Here is a 20,600-nt window from a genome sequence, read left to right as displayed (position 1 = left end):
GTTCTGGTGTCATGGGCTCTGCTCCGTGCATCCATCGCCATGTGAGAAAATTCCGGAGCGGGAATCACCCGCTCCGGAACCGGTTTCAGTAAACCCAGGAAATGGTCAGGCTGGCGTTAGCCGGCTCGCCGTAAAAGCCCTGGGCCGAGGCGCCAAACTTCTTCAGGCTCTCGATGTACTTTTCATCCGTCACATTGTTCACGTTCAGGGTGGCGTTCCAGTGCCGGGCAAAATCATAGCTGGCCATCAGGTCCAGAACCGCGTAGCTGTCCTGTTCGGTGATGATGGTACTACCCGCATTCGGACCAGTCGTCGCCACGCCTTGCTCCTGGCTGATCTCGGACTGCCAACGGACCTGACTGCCGACCTTCAGGCCTTCAATACCAGGCACTCTCCAGGTACCACGCAGTTGCGCCAGATGCTCCGGCACGAAGGATTTCGCGGCATTGCCATCAGCGTCTTCGATGTCCACGAAGGTGTAGCCGGCGAAGAGCTGGATACGCTCTGTCACATCACCGACAAACTCCAGCTCGACCCCCTGACTCTCGAGACCGTCGATGCCCCGGTAGTAGACGTCAGGCGAGTTCGGGTAGGTACCGGCGGCTTCGGCCACATTCTTCTGCTCCGTCTGGAACAAAGCCACGGTGGTGTTAACCCGGTCATCAACAAATTCACTTTTCAGTCCCAGCTCGTAGTTCACGCCGTCGATCGGATCGAGGCGATCACGATTGATGTCCAGCTCGGTCTGCGGCGCAAATATTTCGGTGTAGCTGGCGTAAATGGAATGGTTGTCGTTGACGTCATAGATCAAGCCCGCATAGGGCGTTTCCACGGCGTCATAGCTCGTGCTCTTGGTGGCCCCGTAACTGACCCCGTCACTGTCCAGCCAGGTCAGACGCAACCCCGTGATGGCGGTAAGCCGGTCGGTGAGGGTCCAGCGGGCCGCCGCGTAGGTGGCCACTTCCTTATCCGTCCAGTCCGACCCCTGGGTGCCATTGTCATAGGTCGGTCGAGGAAACGAACCATCGAACTGATCCAACGGCGGCATATCGTCGCCGGTGCTGCTGTCGTAGCGGGACAGATCCACGGTTTCGGAGCGGGACCAGCTCGCCCCGACCACCAGTTCATGAGTCCGGTTGGCGAGGTCAAACGGGCCAGTGGCGTAGGTGTCCACCACCCATTGCTCGACATTCAAATCGTACTGGCTGGGGTAGGCCAAGAGGCCCTCGCCGGTCTGCGGATCCGGCGTACCGTACTGGTAAAAGAGTTCCGAGGTGCTGTCATTTTCCAGCCTGAATACCGCGCCCTGGGCACGCCAGCCACCGGCCAGTTCCTGCTGCAGTTCAATGAAGCTGTTGTTCTGGGTGTTGTCCCAGTAGGACCAGTCGGATGCCGTGCTGGTTGAACGAGCGTAGTCGGTCGCCGTGCCGTCGGTGTAGAAGAGCGGCAAGGCACCCCAAAGCGGGCTGTCGGTGTCCGACGTCTGGATCGAGTGCCCGAGTGTCAGCAGCGTGGTGTCGGTAAGATCCGCTTCAATGACGCCGTAGAACATCTGTTTTTCGTTGCTGTAGCGATCAAGGTACGAGTCCTTGTCTTCGTATCCAGTCACCACCCGGCCACGGACGGCACCGGATTCAGAGACAGCGCCGGAGACATCGCCCACGATGCGTTTCTGATCCCAGGACCCACCCGTAACAGCAACGGAACCGTTGGTCTCTGCTGTCGGCCGCTTGCGGATGAAGTTCACCGTCGCCGCCGGATTGCCGGAGCCGGTCATCAGACCGTTGGCGCCGCGAACGACTTCTATACGGTCAAAAAACGCCGTGTCCAACTCACCCTGCACGTTGTCGTAGACTGCCGGCAGGCCAACACCGTCGTACTGGAAGTTGTTGATGTCGAAACCGCGCGCGGTGTAATAGGTTCTGTCGGATTCCACCGATTCCACGGTGACGCCTGTGGTGCCCTCAAGGACATCGTTGATGTCGTTCTGGGCGAAGTCGTCCATCTGCTCACGGGTAACGACCGTGACCGCCTGGGGGGTTTCACGGTGGGTCAGCCCCATTTTCATGGTTGTGGTGGTGGATTCCGCAACATAGCTGCGGGTCTCTTCCGACGTTACCGGGCCCCGGTCGGCAGACACCTCCAGCGCATCAAGAACCATCGGCTTCTGATCCTGCGCCCAGGCCATGCCTGGGAGAGTGGCTGCCATCATGGCTGAAATCAGCGCCTTGCGGCGGAAGGCGGTTTCGGGAATTCGGGACATCTTCTTCTCCGTTTTTGGGGTCAATCAAACTTGAGACGCACATCTTAATGCGAATCATTCTGATTTAAAATAATTAATTTGAAATAACCCCCGAAAACTGCCCCTCTCACCCCCTCCAGGATCGGCGGCCTCATGCAGCAGGTGCTATTCTGATTACTCCGCTGGCAAGTAAATCGAGTGCCACTGAATCAATCAGACCGGGAGGTTCCGATGCGCCCCCTCAGACAGATTGCGATGGCAGGCAGCCTTTTCCTGGCAGGGCTGCCCATGGTGTCCGCCCAGACTTTTTCCTCTGACGCCGGGCAGTTCCGGCTCGAAACCGTCGCCACGGGCCTGGAACATCCCTGGAGCCTGGCCTTTCTTCCGGACGGGGCCATGCTGGTGACCGAGCGAGCGGGACGGCTCCGGATTCTCCGCGATGGGGTTCTTGATCCCGATGCCATCCCCGGCGTCCCTGAGCTCGTCGTATCCGGCCAGGGCGGGCTGCTGGATGTGCTGCTTCACCCGGACTTCGAGAAAAACCGGACACTGTTCCTGAGCTACGCACACCGTGGGGACGAAGGTATGACCACGAGGGTGGCGAAGGCGAAATTTGATCAGGACCGTCTTGAGGACGTTGAGGTGATCTTTGAAGCACGGCCCCGCTCCAGCAAGTCCCGGCATTTCGCCGGGCGCATGGAATTCGACAGCGACGGGTACCTGTACGTGGCGGTTGGCGACCGGGGTGAAATGGACCGGGCACAGGACACGTCTGACGATGCCGGGGGCGTGCACCGCATCACCGTGAACGGCGAGCCGGCACCTGGTAACCCGGGACTGGACAACCCGAGAGTCAACGATACCTTCTTCACCTGGGGCAACCGGAACATTCAGGGCATGACCATCCATCCTGACACGGGTGCCATCTGGACCCACGAACATGGTCCTCGGGGTGGAGACGAAATCAACATCCTGCGGGCCGGAACCAACTATGGCTGGCCCGAGATCACCTACGGTATCGACTACTCCGGCATTCCAATCACCCTGGACACGGAAAAAGAAGGGATGGCTCAGCCCCTGCACTACTGGGACCCGTCAATAGCACCATCAGGCATGGCGTTCTATACCGGACCAGGGAGGCCGGAATGGCAGGGTGACTTGTTTGTGGGAGCACTCAAGCTCCAGAAGCTCGTTCGCCTGAGCATCAGCGATGGAGTCGTCCGTGAGGAGGAAGACCTGCTGACGGATCTGGGAGCGCGGATACGGGATGTTCGAATGGGCCCCGACGGGGCCCTGTGGCTGCTGACTGACGATTCCGAGGGTAAGGTCTACCGCCTGTTGCCCGGTCAGTGAGGGTCGTTGGTTCGCTCGGTTTTTTCGAACTGGGGAATGTCGTCGGTAATCTCGAACCAGTCCGATTTTGACCCTGTGTAGACATGCTGGGACGGGCCCTTGCCGAGGGGCTCGTTGATGGCACCAACCCGCAGGCGAAGAATGCCCGGAATGGCGTCAACCCGGCTGTAAAGCTGGCTGCCGCAGCGACTGCAGAAGGCCCGGTACTTACCGGGGCGGGATTCGAACTCGGTCACCAGTGCTTCACCGCTCAGGAACCGGAACCGGATTTTCTGGACCGGCGCACTGGCCGAGAACGCACTGCCGTGTGCCCGGCGGCACTGGCTGCAATGGCACAAGGCTACCGGTCCCAGGGGGCCATCGTATTCATAGGTAATGTCGCCGCACAGGCACTGGCCGGTATACATAGCTATTTCTCTCGGTCGGGCGGGTCGGGTCAATTCAGCGACGATGATACCCGCCGGCCACTTGAAGAACCAGAGCGCCGGCACCATCTTAGGAACACACAGATCGAACAGGAGGAACGTATGTCATTCAGCACACTTCCGAACATCGGCATGGGGACTTTCCGGTTGAAGGGCAACGACGCAAGGGACGCGGTGAAAAGTGCTCTGTCCCTGGGTTATCGCCACATTGATACCGCCCAGATGTACGGGAACGAGGCGGAAGTTGGCGATGGCATCACGTCCAGCGGCATTCCACGCCGCCAGATTTTCCTGACCACTAAAATCTGGCACGATCAGCTGCACGCAAGTGATCTGATCAACAGCCTGCACGACAGCCTCGCCCGGCTGAAAACCGACCATGTGGATCTGACACTCATTCACTGGCCTTCCCCGGATGACGAGGTGCCCATGGAAGAGTATCTGGGTGCCCTGCGGGACGCACAGCGCGAAGGCCTGACCGATCACATCGGCATCTCGAATTTCACCTGTGCCCAGATGGACAAGGCGGTGGATATCCTGGGAGATGGCGCCATCTTCACCAATCAGGTGGAAGTACATCCCTTCCTGGCTAACCGGAAGGTCGTGGAGCATGCCCGGAAGCTGGGTATTACGGTAACCGGTTACATGCCCCTGGCCGTCGGCAAGGTCATGGAAGATGAAACGCTTCAGCGTATTGCGCGGGCCCACAATGCCTCGCCGGCGCAGATAGCGATTGCCTGGGTGGCTTCCCGTGGCGTGGTACCGATCCCGTCGTCAACGCGGCCGACGCATCAGAAAGCCAACCTCGATGCTCTGAACATCGAATTGAGCGCGGATGAGATTCGTCTTATTGACGAGCTGGATCGTGGCGAGCGCATTGCCGATCCGGGCTTTGCACCGGCCTGGGACTGAGCCAGAAACCGGCACCCCCGAAGACCAGCGAGGCCAACGGGATGAGCAGCAGCCAATAAGTCTGCAAGGTCCAGGAGGTGGCCGCGCTGAACAGCATCCAGAACGCTGGCACCGGAAGTAGCAGCCAGAAAGCCGTGCGGCCTGGTAGCCGCACCAACAGGGCACTGGCGGCAACTGTTACGCCCGGTGTCAGCCCGAACAACGCCAGCGCCCTCAACTGCCCGGACTCGAGAACCGCCAGCCAGGGCAAAAGCAACACCGACACCAGCCAGAACACGGTAAACCAGCCGGCTCTGACGCTCGAAAACCGGGTCATGTCACCCGTGAAGGCCAGAACCGCGAGCAGAATGCCCTGCCCTGTAAAGGCCCAGCCCATCCAGGCCGCCGGCCAGTTAATCTCGCCGAAGTAACTCACCAGAAACCCGAACCCGCTGGCAATCCACGCAGCCGCAACCACTACTAGCGCCAGACGACGCCAGGCGATTTCCGGTCGACACACCATCCAGGGCACCGCCAGACCCAGGGGCACGATCAGGAACTGCCAGGGCCAGATGTCCTGATTGATTCGCACGAACAGGCGCAAGAACACCTCTGGCCCGAACATCAGAAAATCCTGCAGGGAGTAACTCAGCCAGGCCGCCCCACTCACAGCGACCTCACATAAGCCGCCATCTGCTGTCGCTGCCGTTCATCCGCTAGCTCGCCATACATGGCCGCCATATTCTCCTGCATGTGCTGCACGCTTGAGGTCGCCGGAATGGCGCAGGTCACCGCGGGATGGGCAATGATGTACTTCAGGAAAAACTCGGCCCAGGTGCTTACCCCTATCTCACCCGCCCAGTCCGGCAGGGGTTCCGACTGAAACCGGCGAAACAGGGAGCCTCCCTGGAATGGCCGGTTCACCATCACCGCAATACCCCGCTCCTGCGCCAACGGCAACAGCCGCTCCTCGGCTTCTCGGTCCAGGACGTTGTAGGTCAGCTGTACGAAATCAAGCGGTTGGGTTTCCATGATGCGGGCAAAGTCACGGTGACGCCGCCCGTGGGATGTGGTGATGCCAACGTACCGGACGTCGCCAGCGGCCTTCATTTCTCTCAGGGTTTCCAGGTGCCCCTGCCAGCCCAGAAGATTGTGCACCTGCAACAGGTCAAAGCGTTCAACACCCCACTTGCGCCGGGAAGACTCAGCCTCTTCCCGGGTTGCCGATTCGTCACCGGTCCAGATCTTGGTGGCCGCGAAGAGCCGATCACGCCCCTTCAGGGCATCGAGCGCCTGCCCCAGGACATTGGCGGAAGAGCCATACATAGGCGAGCAGTCAACAACACTCCCGCCGTTATCAAAAAAGGTTTTGAGCACTTTCGTGCGCTGCTCAATCAGGTACGGATCGTTGCCGACATTGAAGGTAATCCAGGTTCCCATACCGATGGCGGGGATGCGTTCACCGGTGGAGGGAATCGCCCGGCTGATCAGAGCCGAATCCGGAGCGTTTTCTGCATCCGCAAGCAAACCGGGCGCGTGAAGAGCCAGCCCGGAAAGGCCGGCACCAATAAGGAATTGCCTGCGCGTTAGCGGTTTCGACATGTCCACCCCCCCCACTGTCGCGAATCAGTGTGAATGGTACGCTCCCCAACAGGAACTGGACGCCACTCAGGCGGCGTAATGGGCCTCCAGGTACTTCAGGATTCTGGCCGACTCGAACATGCCCTCACCGGTGTTCGGGTCCTCAAGGTAGGGTACCTGAACCCGCTTGTGCACCTGAAAGAAGGCGTCGCGCTTACCGCCCGGGATGGGCGTGTAGGGCCCCGGCTTCAGGCGTTGGCTGGCCGGGCCGACTTCCGTCCAGTGCTCCTTCCCGAGATTATGGAGCCTGTAGGGAATTTCCAGTTCACACAGTTTTTCCCGGACCAGCCGGGAGAACGGACTGCCCTCGAAACTCCACAAGCGCAGAGGTTCTTCCGGCTGCGTACCGGGTTTGGCCCGCAACCCCCGCAAGGCACTGGCGGCCGACGCGACCGATCCGACTGCCGGTTGCCAGGCCTTGCCGCGGTAGAACTTCGGAACCGGCCTGCCAGCATACTCCTTGAACAGATAGGCCACGATATCATTCGATTCATACATCACCGTGCCGGTATTTTTGTCCACCAGCAACGGAAACTGCTGTTTGCCGCCGAGGGCGGCAGCTTCCTCCCGGAAGACCCGGCCGCCCTTGGGGCAGGGACGGATGTCCACATCCAGGTGCAGTGCAGTCAGCGCTTCGCGCACACGGCGGCAGAACGGGCAGGCCTCCATGTCGTAGAGAATGATGGGTTGTTCCGGCTGCACGCTTTTCTTCACGACCATACAGCCACGCCAGGCCGTCAGTGATGACGTCGTCACGGAACCAAGTACATTGACGTTATGTGCAAGCCTGTTGTTCATAGCAAAACCCTGTTCTGGAATTTTCCCTATTATCACGCAATCACCCGATTTTCCATTGGCTCACGGGCTCCCATGATGCGATCAAACCCGGCGGTATACCAATCAGGGTGGCCTCCGGGAGTTTTATCTTAAGTCATGGTGACGCACCCAACATCAGACCCTTTTCTAGCGGCAGATTCCCTGACCCAATTGCCGGAAAAACCCCGGATAAAAAGAATTACAAAGTCATTGGCATGGCTTATGTAAAACGGCCAACCGCTAACTCTATGATTCACAAGGAGGACTTACAGGAAGTCACAAAAAACCAATACAAACAACGACTCTACTGCCATTTTTTAACGTCATGTAGAACTTCTCTGCATAGTACGCACCCCAAAGATGGGCTATTGTTGAAGGATAAGAATTCACGGATGGTTAGCAGGGTGATTCCGGGTATGCGATGCGCTCACACGACAGGTTACATGGGGTCGATCTTCAAGCGGACGGTCTTGACGACAAGCGCTGCGCTGGCTTTGGCCGCGAGCCCGGGTCTTCAGGCTCTGGACAACGATGACAACGGTTTCTCCTCGGTTCGCGTCTGGAGCAACCAGGTTCGTGACTATGCCGTCAAATCGCTCAATGACGAGAACGCCCTTAGTATGGCGGCGATCCCTCTTAACGGTCCCGGGATTGACCAGTACATCAACGCTGATGAAGTGATGAGCCCTGGCTCCATCATGAAACTGGTGACGACCTACGCGGCACTGGAAATCCTCGGGCCCACCCATCATTGGGATACCGACTTCCTGACCGATGGTGAACTGATCGGCGATACCCTGAAAGGCAACCTGTACGTTCGCTTCGGCGGCGACCCCAAGCTCACCATTGAGCGACTCTGGGGTACCCTGCGCGAACTCCGCAGCATGGGCATCACCACCATCGATGGCAATCTGGTACTGGACGGTACCTATTTTGAGATCGACGGCGGTTTCCCTGCATTCGAAGACAACGGCGACAACCCTCACGCACCGTTTCTGGTTGAACCTTCAGCCTACCTGACCAATCTCAACCTGCTGCACCTCCAGGTTCGCGCGGATGAGCGAGGCACCCAGGCGTGGAGCACACCGTCTATCGGTGACGTGGTTATCGATAACCGCGTGACCGCCACAGCCGAAGGTCCCTGCCCACGGCGTCGCAACTTTGAGTGGGAACCGATTTTTCACGACGACAACAAAGTCACTGTGCGGGTGACCGGACAGTTACCGCAGGGGTGCCGAACCACCCGTTACTTGTCCCTGCTGCCTCACGAACAGTACAGCGCGGCACTGATTCGTTCCCTGCTCGCGGAAACTGGAGTCACCGTAAGCGGCAACGACACCATGGGCGCCACCCCGGAAGATGCCCGTCTGGTGTTGAAAACCACGTCGCCGGATCTGGTAACCATGGTTCGCGACATCAACAAGTGGAGCAGCAACGTGATGGCGCGGCAGATGCTGCTGACCATTGGTGCCGAGAATCGACAGGATGGCGAGGACGATGACCGGGTAGCAGGCATCCGGGTAATCTACGACTGGCTTGAGAAGAAAGGCATCAATACCGCCGGCATGGTGATTGACAACGGAGCCGGCCTCAGCCGCCATGGCCGGATCACCGCCCGCCAGGGTGCTGAATTGCTGCAACACGCCTGGAATAGCCCCTTTGCCGCCGATCTGATGGCGTCCATGCCGATCATCGCCATGGACGGAACCATGGCCCGCCGACTTCGCAACACCGGCATGGACGGCAGCGGCCGGATCAAGACCGGATACCTGGAGAACGTGCGCTCCATTGCCGGCTTCACCCGCGATGAACACAACACCACCTGGGCTGTTGTCGGCATGGTGAACAATGATCCGGCCTGGAACGGTCAGGCGGTGCTTGACCGGATTCTGTATTCGCTGCACTTCCGGCCACCAACCGGCACAGCCATTTCACGGGCCGATTCCGGGTCCTCGTCGAAAACCACGATTCAATAGAAAAGCCCCGGCAGTGCCGGGGCTTTGTCATTCCTTTTCTTCTAAATAACTAACCGTGATCATTCGATGACGAAGTCATCCAGAAGCGTAAGCCCTGCAACATTGTCTCCATCCTCAGGAGCTACGCGTGCAATAGCGGTATACACGCCTCCCGCGCTTAACGTGATGCTACCGGTCTTGAGCAATTCGCTACCGTCCGTGGTGGTGATAAAGACAACATAATCACCCTCCGGAACTTGCAGATACCCGGATGAATCGCCGAACTCAAAGTTGTCCAATGCAGGCTCTGCGTTGTTGATCTCCGTTGCAGCCGCACCGCCTTCCGCAGTTGGCAGCAAATAGACATCAACCACTTGCGCCTCAAAGGCGCCATGTATCACGCGCAGTTTTGCTGCGGTGGCAATACTCCGATTGTCGTCCGGGACAACGATTGCCTGAATACTGCTATCTGCGGCCGTTCCGGCTGCAATTACCGTCGAAATATCACCCAAGGCCAGGCTGAGCGTTTCATCAATGGCAGCAGCGGTTCCGCCACTAGCAGTCACAACGATCTGGTTTTCACCGGCTTCAAGCACCACATACTGTCCTGTGGCTGGCGCAGCCGGGACGGTCTCCGGGAACTCCAGGCCGACAACTGCTGCGGTGTCGACTCCTGGCGTGCCATTAACATAAATATCGACCGGCCCTACATCAGCAGAGTTATGAACCGCCCGTATACCCGCGCCGGTATTGGCGTCGAGGATCTCGGTTACGGCGTCACCATCAATCGCAAGCAGGCTCACCGGAGATTCACCTGAGACGGTATTATCCACCGCACCAATCAGCAGATCAGCACCCGCTGGCAAGGGCACGTTCCCGCTGTCATAGACAACAGTCTCCGCGCCCGCAGGCGTTACCCGAATCTGGTACTCGCCCGCTGGGACTTCAAGTGGCCCGACACTCTCCTTGAACGAGAATGTAAAGGTCGCCTCGGCCGGCAACTCCTCCCCGAACGCGGTCACATACACATCCACCGGTCCGGCCGCCGCCGCTTGTGCATCCGGTGACAGGTGAGCCACGCGAAGCCGAACAGAATCAGAGGACTCCCGACTGCCATCGTCCGTCAGGATAAGCGGTTCGATGGTCTCATCACCCACCTTTCCGACGGCAATCACGTCGTAGCTGGTATCAAAACGCAGGGCCGCATCCGCCTCGATCACGGTGGCGGTATCACCACCGGGGAGGATGCCATCGACAGCGATAGTCGAACTCCCGGCTGCCGGTGTCAGAACTGCGGCCTGCTTGAAGTCGGCGCCCGAGACCACGGTGTCATCGTTCAAGCGCACATTAACGGCAGGAGCATCAGAGGAGGCATGCACCACCCTGACACTGGTATTTGTTGGATCGTCGTCATCGTCAAAACAACCGGAGAGCAGAACGCTACCGGCGACCACTAACGGCAAGGCAAGTTTTGTATTCATTGTTACTGTTCCTCGATTGCTGAGGTTAGTTACCAGGGTTGAGTGGTTCGAACCTGCACTAATTCATTCCCTGAACTGTGCCTACCAGCAATCTACGGGAGCTCAAACGAAACGGATTAACATGATTTTACGTTTGGGCGAACAGGCGTTCCGGATTTCTCACTGATCAAACAGGCGGAGCGTGAAGTCCGTGAGCCGACCCGCGAGCGGTGCGATGAATGTAACCAATGGAAACGCAACGGCCCAAGCGACCAGCCAGGCGGCCAGCCAACGGCCAGGGAAGCCGCCATTAATGCCAGTGTTAAGGAGCGTAATGACACCGGACATCAGAAACGACATGATGCCGGACATGTAAACCCCGAACACCAGCTGGCGTATACGTGCGGGCTTTATTCTGGCCATACTATCTCCCGTTGAGACACCGGACTTCGACAAGTACATCTGTCTGAAGCGAAATGTCGTACACTGAATCGGAACAGGGTACGCATGATAATAAGCTTGCGATCTTTTTACGAGGGTGCTGTTTTTTCGCTCCGGGGACATTATGAACAGGCCAGACTTTCTCCCGACTGTATGCTTCCGCTGGATCAGCCTGTTCTGCATCAGCCTGCTGATTCTGTCTGGTTGTAGCTCGACTCGCACAGCCTACCGATACGCCGACTGGGGAATCGTCTGGTGGGTTGAGGATTATGTCACTCTCACCGACGCCCAGAAAGAGCAGCTCAGTCGCGATATTGATGAGCTACGGCAGTGGCACTGTTCCTACGAATTGCCACGATATCGGCGCTGGCTCGGCACCTTGGAAACCGATGTCCGGCAACGCAATCTCGACCCAGACGCCGTCGCCTACCACCAGGAACAGCTGTTCGAGTTCTTCCCGCCCCTCCTGAACCGAGCCATCCCGATTGCCACAGACCTGCTTGCCAGCCTGACAGACGAGCAGGTAAGGGAACTGGCTGAAAACATGAACGAGAGTCAACGGGAGCGAAGAGAGGAGTATCTTGCCGAAGACCTCGAGGCGACCGCGTCCGCCCGGGCTGAACGCACCGAAGAACGGGTGAAACGCTGGCTGGGCGCCTTGAATGAGGAACAGCGGGCGATCATAGCACGCTGGTCGGAGAAACGCGGGCGACAAACCGAAATCTGGTTACAGGGACGTCGGAACTGGCAACTGGCCCTGCTTACAGCACTGGATCGGCGACATGAAGCCGTGTTCGCCAGTGACGTCGAACGACTCATGCGGGACTCGGAACAGGTGCGGGGGGAGGAATACGCGGCCATGATGGCGGAGAGTCGAGCAGCATTGAAAACCCTGATGCACGATGTCATTGCGGCGGGCAACTCAACCCACCTGGCCCACCTGCAGAACGAAGCGACCGAGTTGAAGGGCGACTTCGAAGCCCTGACCTGCTCACCAGGCTCCGAAGTCGCAGAACGCTGAGCGGATTAAACCGTCAGGTAACCACCGTCCGCGTTAATGCAGGCGCCGGTGGTATAGCTCGACGCCCCGGACACCAGGTAAAGAACGGTACCCGCCATTTCATCAGGATCCGCCACGCGCTTCATGGGAATATGCGCCATTGCCTGTTTCTTGATGGCATCGTTGGTGGTCAGTGCACTGGCGAACTTGGTGTCGGTCAGACCCGGCAAAAGCGCGTTTACGCGAATGTTCTGCTGGCCCAGTTCCATGGCAAACGACTTGGTCATGGAGATAACCGCCGCCTTGGTAATGGAATAGATGCCCTGGAAGTGGCCGGGATTAACGCCATTCACCGACGCCACGTTCACGATGGCACCGCCACCGGCTTTCTTCATCATCTGGGCACCGCGGGCGCACATGAAGAAATAGCCGCGGATGTTCACGTCGACCGTCTTGTTGAACGCACCAAGATCGGTATCTTCAACGGGCCCGAAGTAAGGGTTTGAGGCGGCGTTGTTCACCAGGATGTCGAGCTTGCCGTGCGCTTTCTCGATGTGTGCCCAGATGCCCTCGATCTGATCCATGTCGCCAATATGGCACGCGTGTGCTTCGGCACTGCCGCCGGCCTCACGGATGCTGCCGGCGACCGCCTCACAACCGTCGATCTTGCGGCTGCTGACAATCACGTGAGCCCCGTAATTCGCCAGTGTGCGGGCGATGCTCTCCCCGATACCACGGCTGGCGCCGGTAATCAGGGCGACCTTACCGGTCAGATCAAACAGGTCTGTATTGCTCATTCACTCACCTCAATCGTTAGCGGAAGGTCACCAGGGCGGGATCTTCCGCTTCCAGGTGACTGTAATTATTAAATACGGACAGGCTGCGGCGGGGGCCGGAATACAGCACCCGGCTGACACTGGTGTTGGCGATGACCTCGTTCAGCGCCAGCGCGCGCGTGTCGTCCAGGCCGAGCAGCTGCTGGCAAATGACTGAGATCGGACCGCCCGAGGTGGCCACCAGAACGTCGCCGCCATCGGCGAATTCAATCATCTCGTCAAACGCCCGCAGGACCCTGGTCTTGAAATCCGGCCAGGTCTCCCCGTACTCATGATCATGCTCACCCGAAGCCCAGCGACGGACCGCCTGGACAAAGGCCTCCTGGAAGGCCCTGGCCGGTTTCGGAAACGCCTGAAGGTCTCTTGCCATCACTGCCCGGTCACTCCACGCCGGGCGAAAACGGGTCACCACCTCGGTGTGGTCGAACTCATTGAACCCGGGAGCCACCTGCATATCCGGAAGCCGGGCACCAAAACCGGTGGCGATGGCCTCGACGGTTTCCCGATGCCGTTCCAGATTGCCGCCAAAAATGGCATCCGGCACCACTTTGCCTGCCAGCCAACGCCCCAACGACCGTCCCTGCTCCCAGCCGGTGGGCGACAGCTGATCGTAGTTGGCCTTGCCGAAACTGGCCTGTCCGTGACGTACCAGGTAAACCGTGGCCATTACAGCGAACTCTCGGCGATCAGCCGCTGGCAGCGCTTCTCCAGGTAGTTGGCAGCGTGGCCGAACGCAGCAAACCGCTTGTCTTTGGTCTGACCGTGGTAATACCGGTAGTAGATCTGTTGAATGATCACCGCCAGCCGGAAAAGACCATAGATTTCATAGAAATCAAAGTTATCGACCCGGAAGCCCGACTTCTCCATGTAGTACTCCACCACTTCCTCGCGGCTCAACATGCCCGGCCGGTGCGTTGGCTGGCGCCGCAGCATCTGGAATGGTCCCTCATCGTCGGCCTCGATCCAGTAGGCGAGACTGTTACCGAGGTCCATCAGCGGGTCGCCAATGGTTGCCATTTCCCAATCCAGCACGCCAATTACTTCGAACGGGTTATCCGGATTGAGCACCACGTTGTCGAAGCGGAAATCGTTATGGATAACGACCTGGGCAAGGTCATCGGGCATCTTCTCGTTGAGCCAGGCCATGACCGCCTCGAAATCACCAACATCGTCGGTGCGGGCCTTGCGGAACCGGTCACTCCAACCACCGATCTGACGCTGGACATACCCCTCGCCCTTGCCAAGCTTATCGAGGCCCGCGGCCTTGGCGTCCACGCGATGCAAGTCCACCAGTTTGTCGACCACATTCAGGCACAGCTTGCGGGTGTCGGCTTCGCTCAGTTCGAAGCCCTTCGGGAAGTCCTGGCGCAGGATGATGCCTTTGAGGCGCTCCATCACATAGAAATCGCACCCCAGCACATCGTGGTCGTCGCAGATGGCGATGATGTTCGGGACATAGGGGTATACGGGCTTCAGGGCCTTCATCACCTTCGCTTCGCGAAGCATGTCATGGGCGGACTTGGCAATCTTGCCAAACGGCGGGCGGCGCAGCACGAACGAGCGGTCACCATAATCCACCTGATAGGTCAGGTTGGAGGCGCCGCCCGGGTACTGACGAATCTCCGGTGCGCCGTCCAGTTCCGGCATGGCCTGCTTCATGAACCGGTCCACCGCAGCAACATCCAGCTCCTCGCCTTCGCGAACATCCATCGCCTGATCAATCTGGGTCATTCAGGGCTCTCCTCTTATGTTTCCGACCGGTAGGCTAAGGCCTTGCCGCCCATCTTGCTCATCCAGCGCTTGCTTTCCTGGTGCATCAACCAGTCAAACGCCTTGGGCGCGTGCCGCTTGAGCATCCACATGCGACGTTCCTTGGCGTGAGGCAGCACCCAGAAGCTCTTGTCCTTGATCGACCGTACAATGTCCTCAGCCACATTTTCCGCAGTAATATTGGAACGCTTCATCAGCTTGTTCACGTTCTGCTGAACACCGGGCAGATCCGACCGCATGCTGCTGGCGAGGTTGGTCTGGAAAAACGCCGGACAGACACAACTCACGTGAATGCCGTCGCTGCGCAACTCCTGGCTCAGAGTTTCGGACAGTGCAATAACCCCTGCCTTGGATACATTGTAGCTATCCATCAGCGGTGCCAGCATCAGGCCGGCCATGGAGGCAATATTCACAAACGTGCCGGAACCCTGTTTCTTGAACTGGGGGGTGAATGCCTTGCAACCGCGCACAACACCCAGAACATTGATGTCCAGGATCCACTCCCAATCTGCCATCGTGGTATCTTCGATGGACCCGGCAGAAGCAACGCCGGCGTTGTTCACCACAACATCCACCCCACCCCACTTGGAGGTCAGATCGTCACAGATTTTCTCCAGATCGGTCAGTCGGCGAACATCGCATTCGACGAAATAGCCCTCGCCGCCGGCGTTGTTGATCTCCTGCTCGACACTGACGCCCTGCTCCGGGTTGATGTCACCAATGCAGACCTTTGCGCCCTCTTTTGCGTAACGCAACGCAATGGCACGACCGAGCCCGCTTGCGCCGCCTGTTATGAATACTCTCTGTGTCATAGTTATTTCCGTCACCTGCTATAAATAAGCGAAGCCAACTCCGATGCTGAACGGAGCTGGCGGCATGGGGCCTCTGAAACTGTGCGAAGCCATGGATGGCGAAGCTCAAGCGCCACATGGATGTGCCGACGGAGCGGGTTTCAGAGGCCTCATGCCGCCGGCTCCCTCCCCAAAATCAGGCAGACCGATTCTTGTACTTGGCCAACTCAAGACGAGCCACCATAGCCCGATGCACCTCATCCGGCCCATCCGCCAGCCGCAATACCCGAGCATAGGCAAACAACTGGGTCAGCGGGAAGTCATCATCACTGACACCGGCCCCACCATGAATCTGAATGGCCTGATCAACAATGGTCTGGAGCATGGACGGAATTACCGCCTTGATCATGGAAACGTCCTGCAACGCGCCGGCAATGCCCTTGGTATCCAGCGCCCAGGCACACTTCAGCGTCAGCAGACGGGCCTGCTCGATAGCCATACGGGCATTGGCAATGATGTCCGGATTGCCACCGAGTTTGGCAATGGGACGACCGAAGGCTTCGCGAGTTGTCGCCCGCTTGATCAGCAGTTCGAGTGTACGTTCTGCAGCGCCGATAGCCCGCATGCAATGGTGTACGCGGCCTGGCCCCAATCGGCCCTGTGCAATCTCAAACCCGCGCCCTGGGCCGGCGATAAAGGCAGTTTTCGGAAGACGGACGTTCTCGAACACCACCTCGCCATGACCATAGGGCTCATCGTATTCACCAAATACCGGAAGCATCCGCTCAATCCGCACGCCCGGCGTATCCAGCGGCACCAGAACCATTGAGTGCCGGCGGTGTTTCTGCGCATCCGGATCCGTCAGGCCCATGAAAATCGCAACCTTGCAATCCGGGTGGCCGATACCGGTGCTCCACCATTTGCGGCCGTTCAGAACCACCTCGTCACCATCAACAATCGCCGTCGCTTCCATGTTGGTTGCATCGGAAGAGGCCACACCCGGTTCGGTCATACAGAATGCGGACCGGATCTCGCCGCTCATTAGCCTGGGCAGCCATTCGGCCTTCTGCTCCTCGGAACCATAGTGAATCAACACTTCCATGTTGCCGGTATCCGGCGCGTTGCAGTTGAAGATCTCCGGGGCAATGAAGCTGCGACCGGTTTCCTCGGCAATCAGGGCGTAGTCGGAATTCAGCAGGCCGCAGCCATGCTTTTCATCCGGAAAGAACATGTTCCACAGGCCCTGCGCCTTTGCCTTCTGCTTCAGTTCCTTGATCACGGGCAACACGACCCAGCGATTGTCCAGGGACGCCAGCTCTTTGTGGTATTGCGCCTCAATGGGAAAAATCTCGTCCGCCATGAACGCCTTCACGCGGTTGAGATAATCCTGACCTTTTTCGGAAATATTGAAATCCATCGACGTATCCTCGCTGAAATTGCACAGGCAGGTGCACTGAAAACATCACAATAACTCCAGTCTAGGGACGGCCAAACTATTACGCGACTGAATTATTCTTATCGTTTATCATTATCGCCACTTATTCTCAAAACCGGATCTCCGACATGGCCCTGAATCGTCTGGACCTGAACCTGCTGCATGTTTTTGACACGATCTATCGGGAGGGGAGCCTTACCCGCGCGGCCAGAGCCCTGCACCTGACACAGCCGGCCGTCAGCCACTCTCTATCTCGGCTTCGCGATCACTTTGACGACCCCCTGTTCACCCGACAGGGCAACCAGATGGTGCCGACGCCACTGGCCCGTCGTTTCCTCGAATCCATGCGTCCCGGCCTCACCCAGATCCAGAGCGCGGTTAACCAGTTCCACGCCTTTGACCCGGCTAATCAACGCAAGACCTACTCGCTGGGACTCCGGGATATCCTGGAATCCACGTTCCTGCCCCAACTGATGAAGCGGCTGGATCCGTACCCAAATCTCGAAATTTTCAGTCAGCGTATTGCCCGGCGGGAAATGGAAACCCAACTGGCGGCCGGAAAGCTGGATTTTGCCGTCGACGTACTGCTTCCGGTGAGCAACCAGACTTCCCACGAGCTGCTCCGGCGGGACCGGCTGGTCGTTCTGGCAAGGACGGGGCATCCAATGGCGGGCGGCGGGCTGTCGATGGAGGATTACCTGACCGCCCGCCACGTATTGGTGTCTTCACGGACGGAAGGCCCGGGGATTGAGGATTTTGAACTTTCCCGGCTCGGGGTTCAGCGCAGCATCCGGCTTCGTTGCCAGCATTACTACGCAGCATGCCGGGTGGTGGAGAAAACCGACCTGCTACTGACCATGCCGGAAGCCTATGCCCGCATCATTGCCCAGAGAGCCGACATTACCATTATGGACCCGCCGGCGGACCTGCCGTCTATTGATGTGCATCTATACTGGCACAAGGCTTATGAACGGGAGCCGGCGCTGATCTGGTTCCGGGAGCAGTTGCGGGAGATCAGCTGAGACGCTGACTTAGTAAGCGCCCACTGCCATCAGGAAACCAAAGAAGCCGATGGCGGTGATACCCAGGGCGGCCACCACGATACCGAAGCCCCACCAGATGGCCGCACCGTCGGAAACGTCAACGTCATGTCCGCGGAGCGTGCGATAGAAGGCCCACGGCCCGAGAACGAAGGCTCCCACCACAGCAAAGATAAGCCCGACACTGATACCCGCGAACGTCCAGGTAGCTAGCACCGTTGCGCGATCAGACGCTTGATCGGTGACGCCGTGATGCTCAAGAAACTTCTTGCAGAAGAACCACAGCAGCGCAAACAGGGCGACAACAAAAACCAGCCCGCCAATGACGGTGATGATGCGATAGAGCAAAGGAATGTCCTGTCAGTTCAAATTGGCCTTACACCGGAAAAACCGGCTCCGGCAGGCATTCAAAACCGGGTTTCGCGAAAAGATAACCTTGATATAGCTGAATCCCCTGGGAGCGCAACCAGAAATACTCCTCTTTGGTCTCCACGCCCTCCGCGACGATGCGTCCGCCCAACTGCTTCATCATGGTAATGATGCCAGTGACGACGGCCTGCTTGTTAGGCTCGTCGTGAATATTTCGAATCAGTCCCATGTCCAGTTTCAGGAGTTCGGGCGGGCTCGCCATCATGATGTCGTAACGGGAGTAGCCGGCACCGAAATCGTCAATGGCGGTACTGAACCCCATCTCCTGGTAGGCCGCAATAATGGAGGACAAATGCTCCACCGACGTCAGCTTTTCATTTTCCGTCAATTCGAAGATGATTTTGCTGGTATCGAAGCCGTATTTTTTTGCCGCCGCCAGCGTTGTCCGAATACAGTATTCCGCCTGATACACCGCGTTGGGCATGAAATTAATACTGAGCATGGTGTCCATGCCCAGTCGGGACGCAAGCTTAACCGCTTTGACCCGGCAAATCTGATCGAACGAATACTGGTTGGTCCCGTTCACCTGCGACAGGACATGCATCGCCCCTTCGCCGTCGGGACCGCGGACCAGCGCTTCGTAGGCGAAAACGGACTGGTTGACGACGTCGACGACTGGCTGAAAGGCAAAGGTGAAGGAGAAGTCCACTCCCTCACCGCAGGCACACTGTTCACAATGGGACTCATCAAAAAGGACGGCGGGCTGATTCACTTCTACTCCTAAACAACGTAAGAGGGCGTCCGCTTCCCTTACAAAACACGATTTCGCTGACACTATAGCGTCCTATGTTTACGCAGTAAAACGCCCGCACGGGTTTTACTTCACGCGAAGTGGCATCCCCTCACCAGGCGACTAAACTGGTGGACTGGTGCCTAAACGAGCCAATTCAAAAAAGGAGTCTCCCGAATGGCTGAAACTACCCGCATCGCAGTCACCCCCGGCGACGGCATTGGCCCGGAAGTGGTGGGTGAAGCCGTACGCTGCCTGGAAACCCTGCGCGCCAAACACGGCCTGTCCGTGGAATGGACCCGATTTCCCTGGCCGTCCCATGCCTGGCACGAGGAGCATGGCGTTTCCATGCCGGAAGACGCGCTGACGCAGCTTCAAGCCTACGATGCGATTCTCCTCGGCGCCCTGGGGGACCCCGGCCCGATGGACGACCCGGCCCGATACCTGCTCCCTGACAGCATTTCCCTGGCGCCCCTGCTCGACATGCGCAAGGGGTTTGACCAATGGGTATGCGAGCGCCCCGCCCGCCTGTTGCCGGGCGCCCGCCAGTACCTTGCCGACGAGCGGGCGAAAGACATAGACATGCTGGTCATTCGTGAAAACTCTGAAGGCGAGTACGTGAGCCAGGGCGGCCGCTTGCGCAAAGGCACTGCCGATGAGGTGGCCACACAAATGGAGGTGTTCACTCGCAAGGCGACCGACCGGATCATCCGATATGGCTTTGAACAGGCCCGAATCCGCGCAGCGGAACGAGTAAAAGAGGGTCGTACACGAAGTTTTCGTACTCTCGATGGCCGTACCTGCGAAAGCCAGGTGTGCCTTGTAACTAAGCGCAATGCGCTCCGCTACTGGGGCGATATGTACACCGAGGCGTTTGAGGAAATCAGTCAGGAGTTTCCGGACGTGGCGACCCACCACGAGCTGGTCGATGCCGCCTGCATGAAATTCGTGCAGAGCCCCTGGGCTTTTGACGTCGTGGTTGCCAGCAACCTGCAGGGCGATATCCTGACCGACCTTGCCGCGGTCTTGTCCGGGGGCATGGGGGTCGCGCCGTCCTGCAACCTGAACCCGACCGATCCGAAGATGCCGTCGATGTTCGAACCCACCCACGGCAGTGCGCCGGACATTGCGGGACAGGGATTGGCCGATCCGACCGCCATGCTGTTCACCACGGCACGGATGCTGGAATGGCTGGGTCGAAAAGACCCGACCCTGGCGGCGGCGGGCAAGGAGCTGTTTGACGCCGTTGCTGCGGACCTGGCCGAAAATTCCGGAAGCCAGCGCGGTACGCACGAGATCGGAGCAGCTATTTGCAAGCGGTTGAACGCCTGACTCAACTCCTCAG

General features: G+C 58.5%; 20 protein-coding genes. 6 read left to right on the top strand and 14 right to left on the bottom strand.

Annotated features, from left to right (window positions below; genetic code table 11):
• Positions 1–85 precede the first annotated feature (85 nt).
• Positions 86–2,263 (bottom strand): TonB-dependent siderophore receptor, encoded by a 2,178-nt coding sequence (locus KZO34_RS14320; protein WP_219477529.1) that lies wholly within the window; start codon positions 2,261–2,263, stop codon positions 86–88.
• A 210-nt stretch (positions 2,264–2,473) separates the two neighbouring features.
• Between KZO34_RS14320 and KZO34_RS14315 the strand changes: the two genes are divergently transcribed.
• Positions 2,474–3,595 (top strand): PQQ-dependent sugar dehydrogenase, encoded by a 1,122-nt coding sequence (locus tag KZO34_RS14315; protein ID WP_219477528.1) that lies wholly within the window; start codon positions 2,474–2,476, stop codon positions 3,593–3,595.
• Here the strand turns inward: KZO34_RS14315 and KZO34_RS14310 are convergent.
• Positions 3,589–4,002, bottom strand: a complete 414-nt coding sequence (locus KZO34_RS14310) for a GFA family protein (protein WP_219477527.1) — start codon at positions 4,000–4,002, stop codon at positions 3,589–3,591. The genes KZO34_RS14315 and KZO34_RS14310 overlap by 7 nt on opposite strands.
• A 120-nt stretch (positions 4,003–4,122) precedes the next feature.
• On the opposite strand from KZO34_RS14310, the gene dkgB reads away from it, so the two are divergent.
• The gene (gene dkgB / locus KZO34_RS14305) at positions 4,123–4,932 is read left to right on the top strand and encodes a 2,5-didehydrogluconate reductase DkgB (RefSeq protein ID WP_219477526.1); all 810 of its coding nucleotides are present in this window, start codon (positions 4,123–4,125) and stop codon (positions 4,930–4,932) included.
• On the opposite strand, the gene KZO34_RS14300 is transcribed toward dkgB, so the two are convergent.
• The 3 genes from KZO34_RS14300 to KZO34_RS14290 form a co-directional block, all read right to left on the bottom strand.
• Positions 4,868–5,536: a DUF6064 family protein gene (locus KZO34_RS14300; protein WP_219477525.1), complete on the bottom strand. Its 669-nt coding sequence runs from the start codon at positions 5,534–5,536 to the stop codon at positions 4,868–4,870. The genes dkgB and KZO34_RS14300 overlap by 65 nt on opposite strands.
• 41 nt (positions 5,537–5,577) lie before the next feature.
• On the bottom strand, positions 5,578–6,513 hold the full coding sequence (locus KZO34_RS14295; RefSeq protein WP_219477524.1) for an aldo/keto reductase: 936 nt from the start codon (positions 6,511–6,513) through the stop codon (positions 5,578–5,580).
• Between the two features lie 66 nt (positions 6,514–6,579).
• Entirely contained in the window at positions 6,580–7,350 is a 771-nt protein-coding gene (locus KZO34_RS14290; RefSeq protein ID WP_219477523.1) for a glutathione S-transferase N-terminal domain-containing protein, read from the bottom strand.
• A 488-nt stretch (positions 7,351–7,838) separates the two neighbouring features.
• On the opposite strand from KZO34_RS14290, the gene dacB reads away from it, so the two are divergent.
• Complete coding sequence (gene dacB / locus KZO34_RS14285; protein ID WP_374706535.1) at positions 7,839–9,344, top strand: D-alanyl-D-alanine carboxypeptidase/D-alanyl-D-alanine endopeptidase; 1,506 nt, start codon at positions 7,839–7,841, stop codon at positions 9,342–9,344.
• 59 nt (positions 9,345–9,403) lie between these two features.
• Here the strand turns inward: dacB and KZO34_RS14280 are convergent, their stop codons facing one another.
• A complete protein-coding gene (locus tag KZO34_RS14280) occupies positions 9,404–10,804 on the bottom strand; it encodes a DUF4397 domain-containing protein (RefSeq protein WP_219477522.1) in 1,401 nt (466 codons plus the stop codon).
• A gap of 159 nt (positions 10,805–10,963) precedes the next feature.
• Entirely contained in the window at positions 10,964–11,206 is a 243-nt protein-coding gene (locus KZO34_RS14275) for a DUF2798 domain-containing protein (protein WP_219477521.1), read from the bottom strand.
• 142 nt (positions 11,207–11,348) lie between these two features.
• On the opposite strand from KZO34_RS14275, the gene KZO34_RS14270 reads away from it, so the two are divergent.
• Positions 11,349–12,245: a DUF6279 family lipoprotein gene (locus KZO34_RS14270; protein WP_219477520.1), complete on the top strand. Its 897-nt coding sequence runs from the start codon at positions 11,349–11,351 to the stop codon at positions 12,243–12,245.
• Positions 12,246–12,250: 5 nt separating this feature from the next.
• Here KZO34_RS14270 and KZO34_RS14265 read toward each other — a convergent pair whose 3' ends face one another.
• The 5 genes from KZO34_RS14265 to KZO34_RS14245 form a co-directional block, all read right to left on the bottom strand.
• Positions 12,251–13,021: an SDR family oxidoreductase gene (locus tag KZO34_RS14265; RefSeq protein WP_219477519.1), complete on the bottom strand. Its 771-nt coding sequence runs from the start codon at positions 13,019–13,021 to the stop codon at positions 12,251–12,253.
• 16 nt (positions 13,022–13,037) lie between these two features.
• Positions 13,038–13,727 (bottom strand): histidine phosphatase family protein, encoded by a 690-nt coding sequence (locus tag KZO34_RS14260; protein WP_219477518.1) that lies wholly within the window; start codon positions 13,725–13,727, stop codon positions 13,038–13,040.
• A complete protein-coding gene (locus KZO34_RS14255) occupies positions 13,727–14,791 on the bottom strand; it encodes a phosphotransferase family protein (RefSeq protein ID WP_219477517.1) in 1,065 nt (354 codons plus the stop codon). Before KZO34_RS14255 ends, KZO34_RS14260 begins: the two co-directional genes overlap by 1 nt.
• Before the next feature lie 14 nt (positions 14,792–14,805).
• Positions 14,806–15,642 (bottom strand): SDR family oxidoreductase, encoded by an 837-nt coding sequence (locus tag KZO34_RS14250; protein WP_219477516.1) that lies wholly within the window; start codon positions 15,640–15,642, stop codon positions 14,806–14,808.
• Between the two features lie 175 nt (positions 15,643–15,817).
• Positions 15,818–17,038 (bottom strand): acyl-CoA dehydrogenase family protein, encoded by a 1,221-nt coding sequence (locus tag KZO34_RS14245; RefSeq protein ID WP_219477515.1) that lies wholly within the window; start codon positions 17,036–17,038, stop codon positions 15,818–15,820.
• A gap of 146 nt (positions 17,039–17,184) precedes the next feature.
• On the opposite strand from KZO34_RS14245, the gene KZO34_RS14240 reads away from it, so the two are divergent.
• Positions 17,185–18,078, top strand: coding sequence for a LysR family transcriptional regulator (locus tag KZO34_RS14240; protein WP_219477514.1), 894 nt, complete (start codon positions 17,185–17,187; stop codon positions 18,076–18,078).
• Positions 18,079–18,087: 9 nt separating this feature from the next.
• Here the strand turns inward: KZO34_RS14240 and KZO34_RS14235 are convergent, their stop codons facing one another.
• Positions 18,088–18,444: a hypothetical protein gene (locus KZO34_RS14235; protein WP_219477513.1), complete on the bottom strand. Its 357-nt coding sequence runs from the start codon at positions 18,442–18,444 to the stop codon at positions 18,088–18,090.
• Between the two features lie 28 nt (positions 18,445–18,472).
• Positions 18,473–19,237: an EAL domain-containing protein gene (locus tag KZO34_RS14230; RefSeq protein ID WP_219477512.1), complete on the bottom strand. Its 765-nt coding sequence runs from the start codon at positions 19,235–19,237 to the stop codon at positions 18,473–18,475.
• Positions 19,238–19,432: 195 nt separating this feature from the next.
• On the opposite strand from KZO34_RS14230, the gene KZO34_RS14225 reads away from it, so the two are divergent.
• Positions 19,433–20,587, top strand: coding sequence for an isocitrate/isopropylmalate dehydrogenase family protein (locus KZO34_RS14225; protein WP_219477511.1), 1,155 nt, complete (start codon positions 19,433–19,435; stop codon positions 20,585–20,587).
• Positions 20,588–20,600: the final 13 nt, after the last annotated feature.

It is taken from the genome of Marinobacter sp. F4206, from assembly GCF_019392195.1.
Lineage (GTDB): Bacteria > Pseudomonadota > Gammaproteobacteria > Pseudomonadales > Oleiphilaceae > Marinobacter.
The sequence above is the reverse complement of the archived record's forward strand: the minus strand, read 5'-3'. Positions and strand labels throughout refer to the sequence as shown.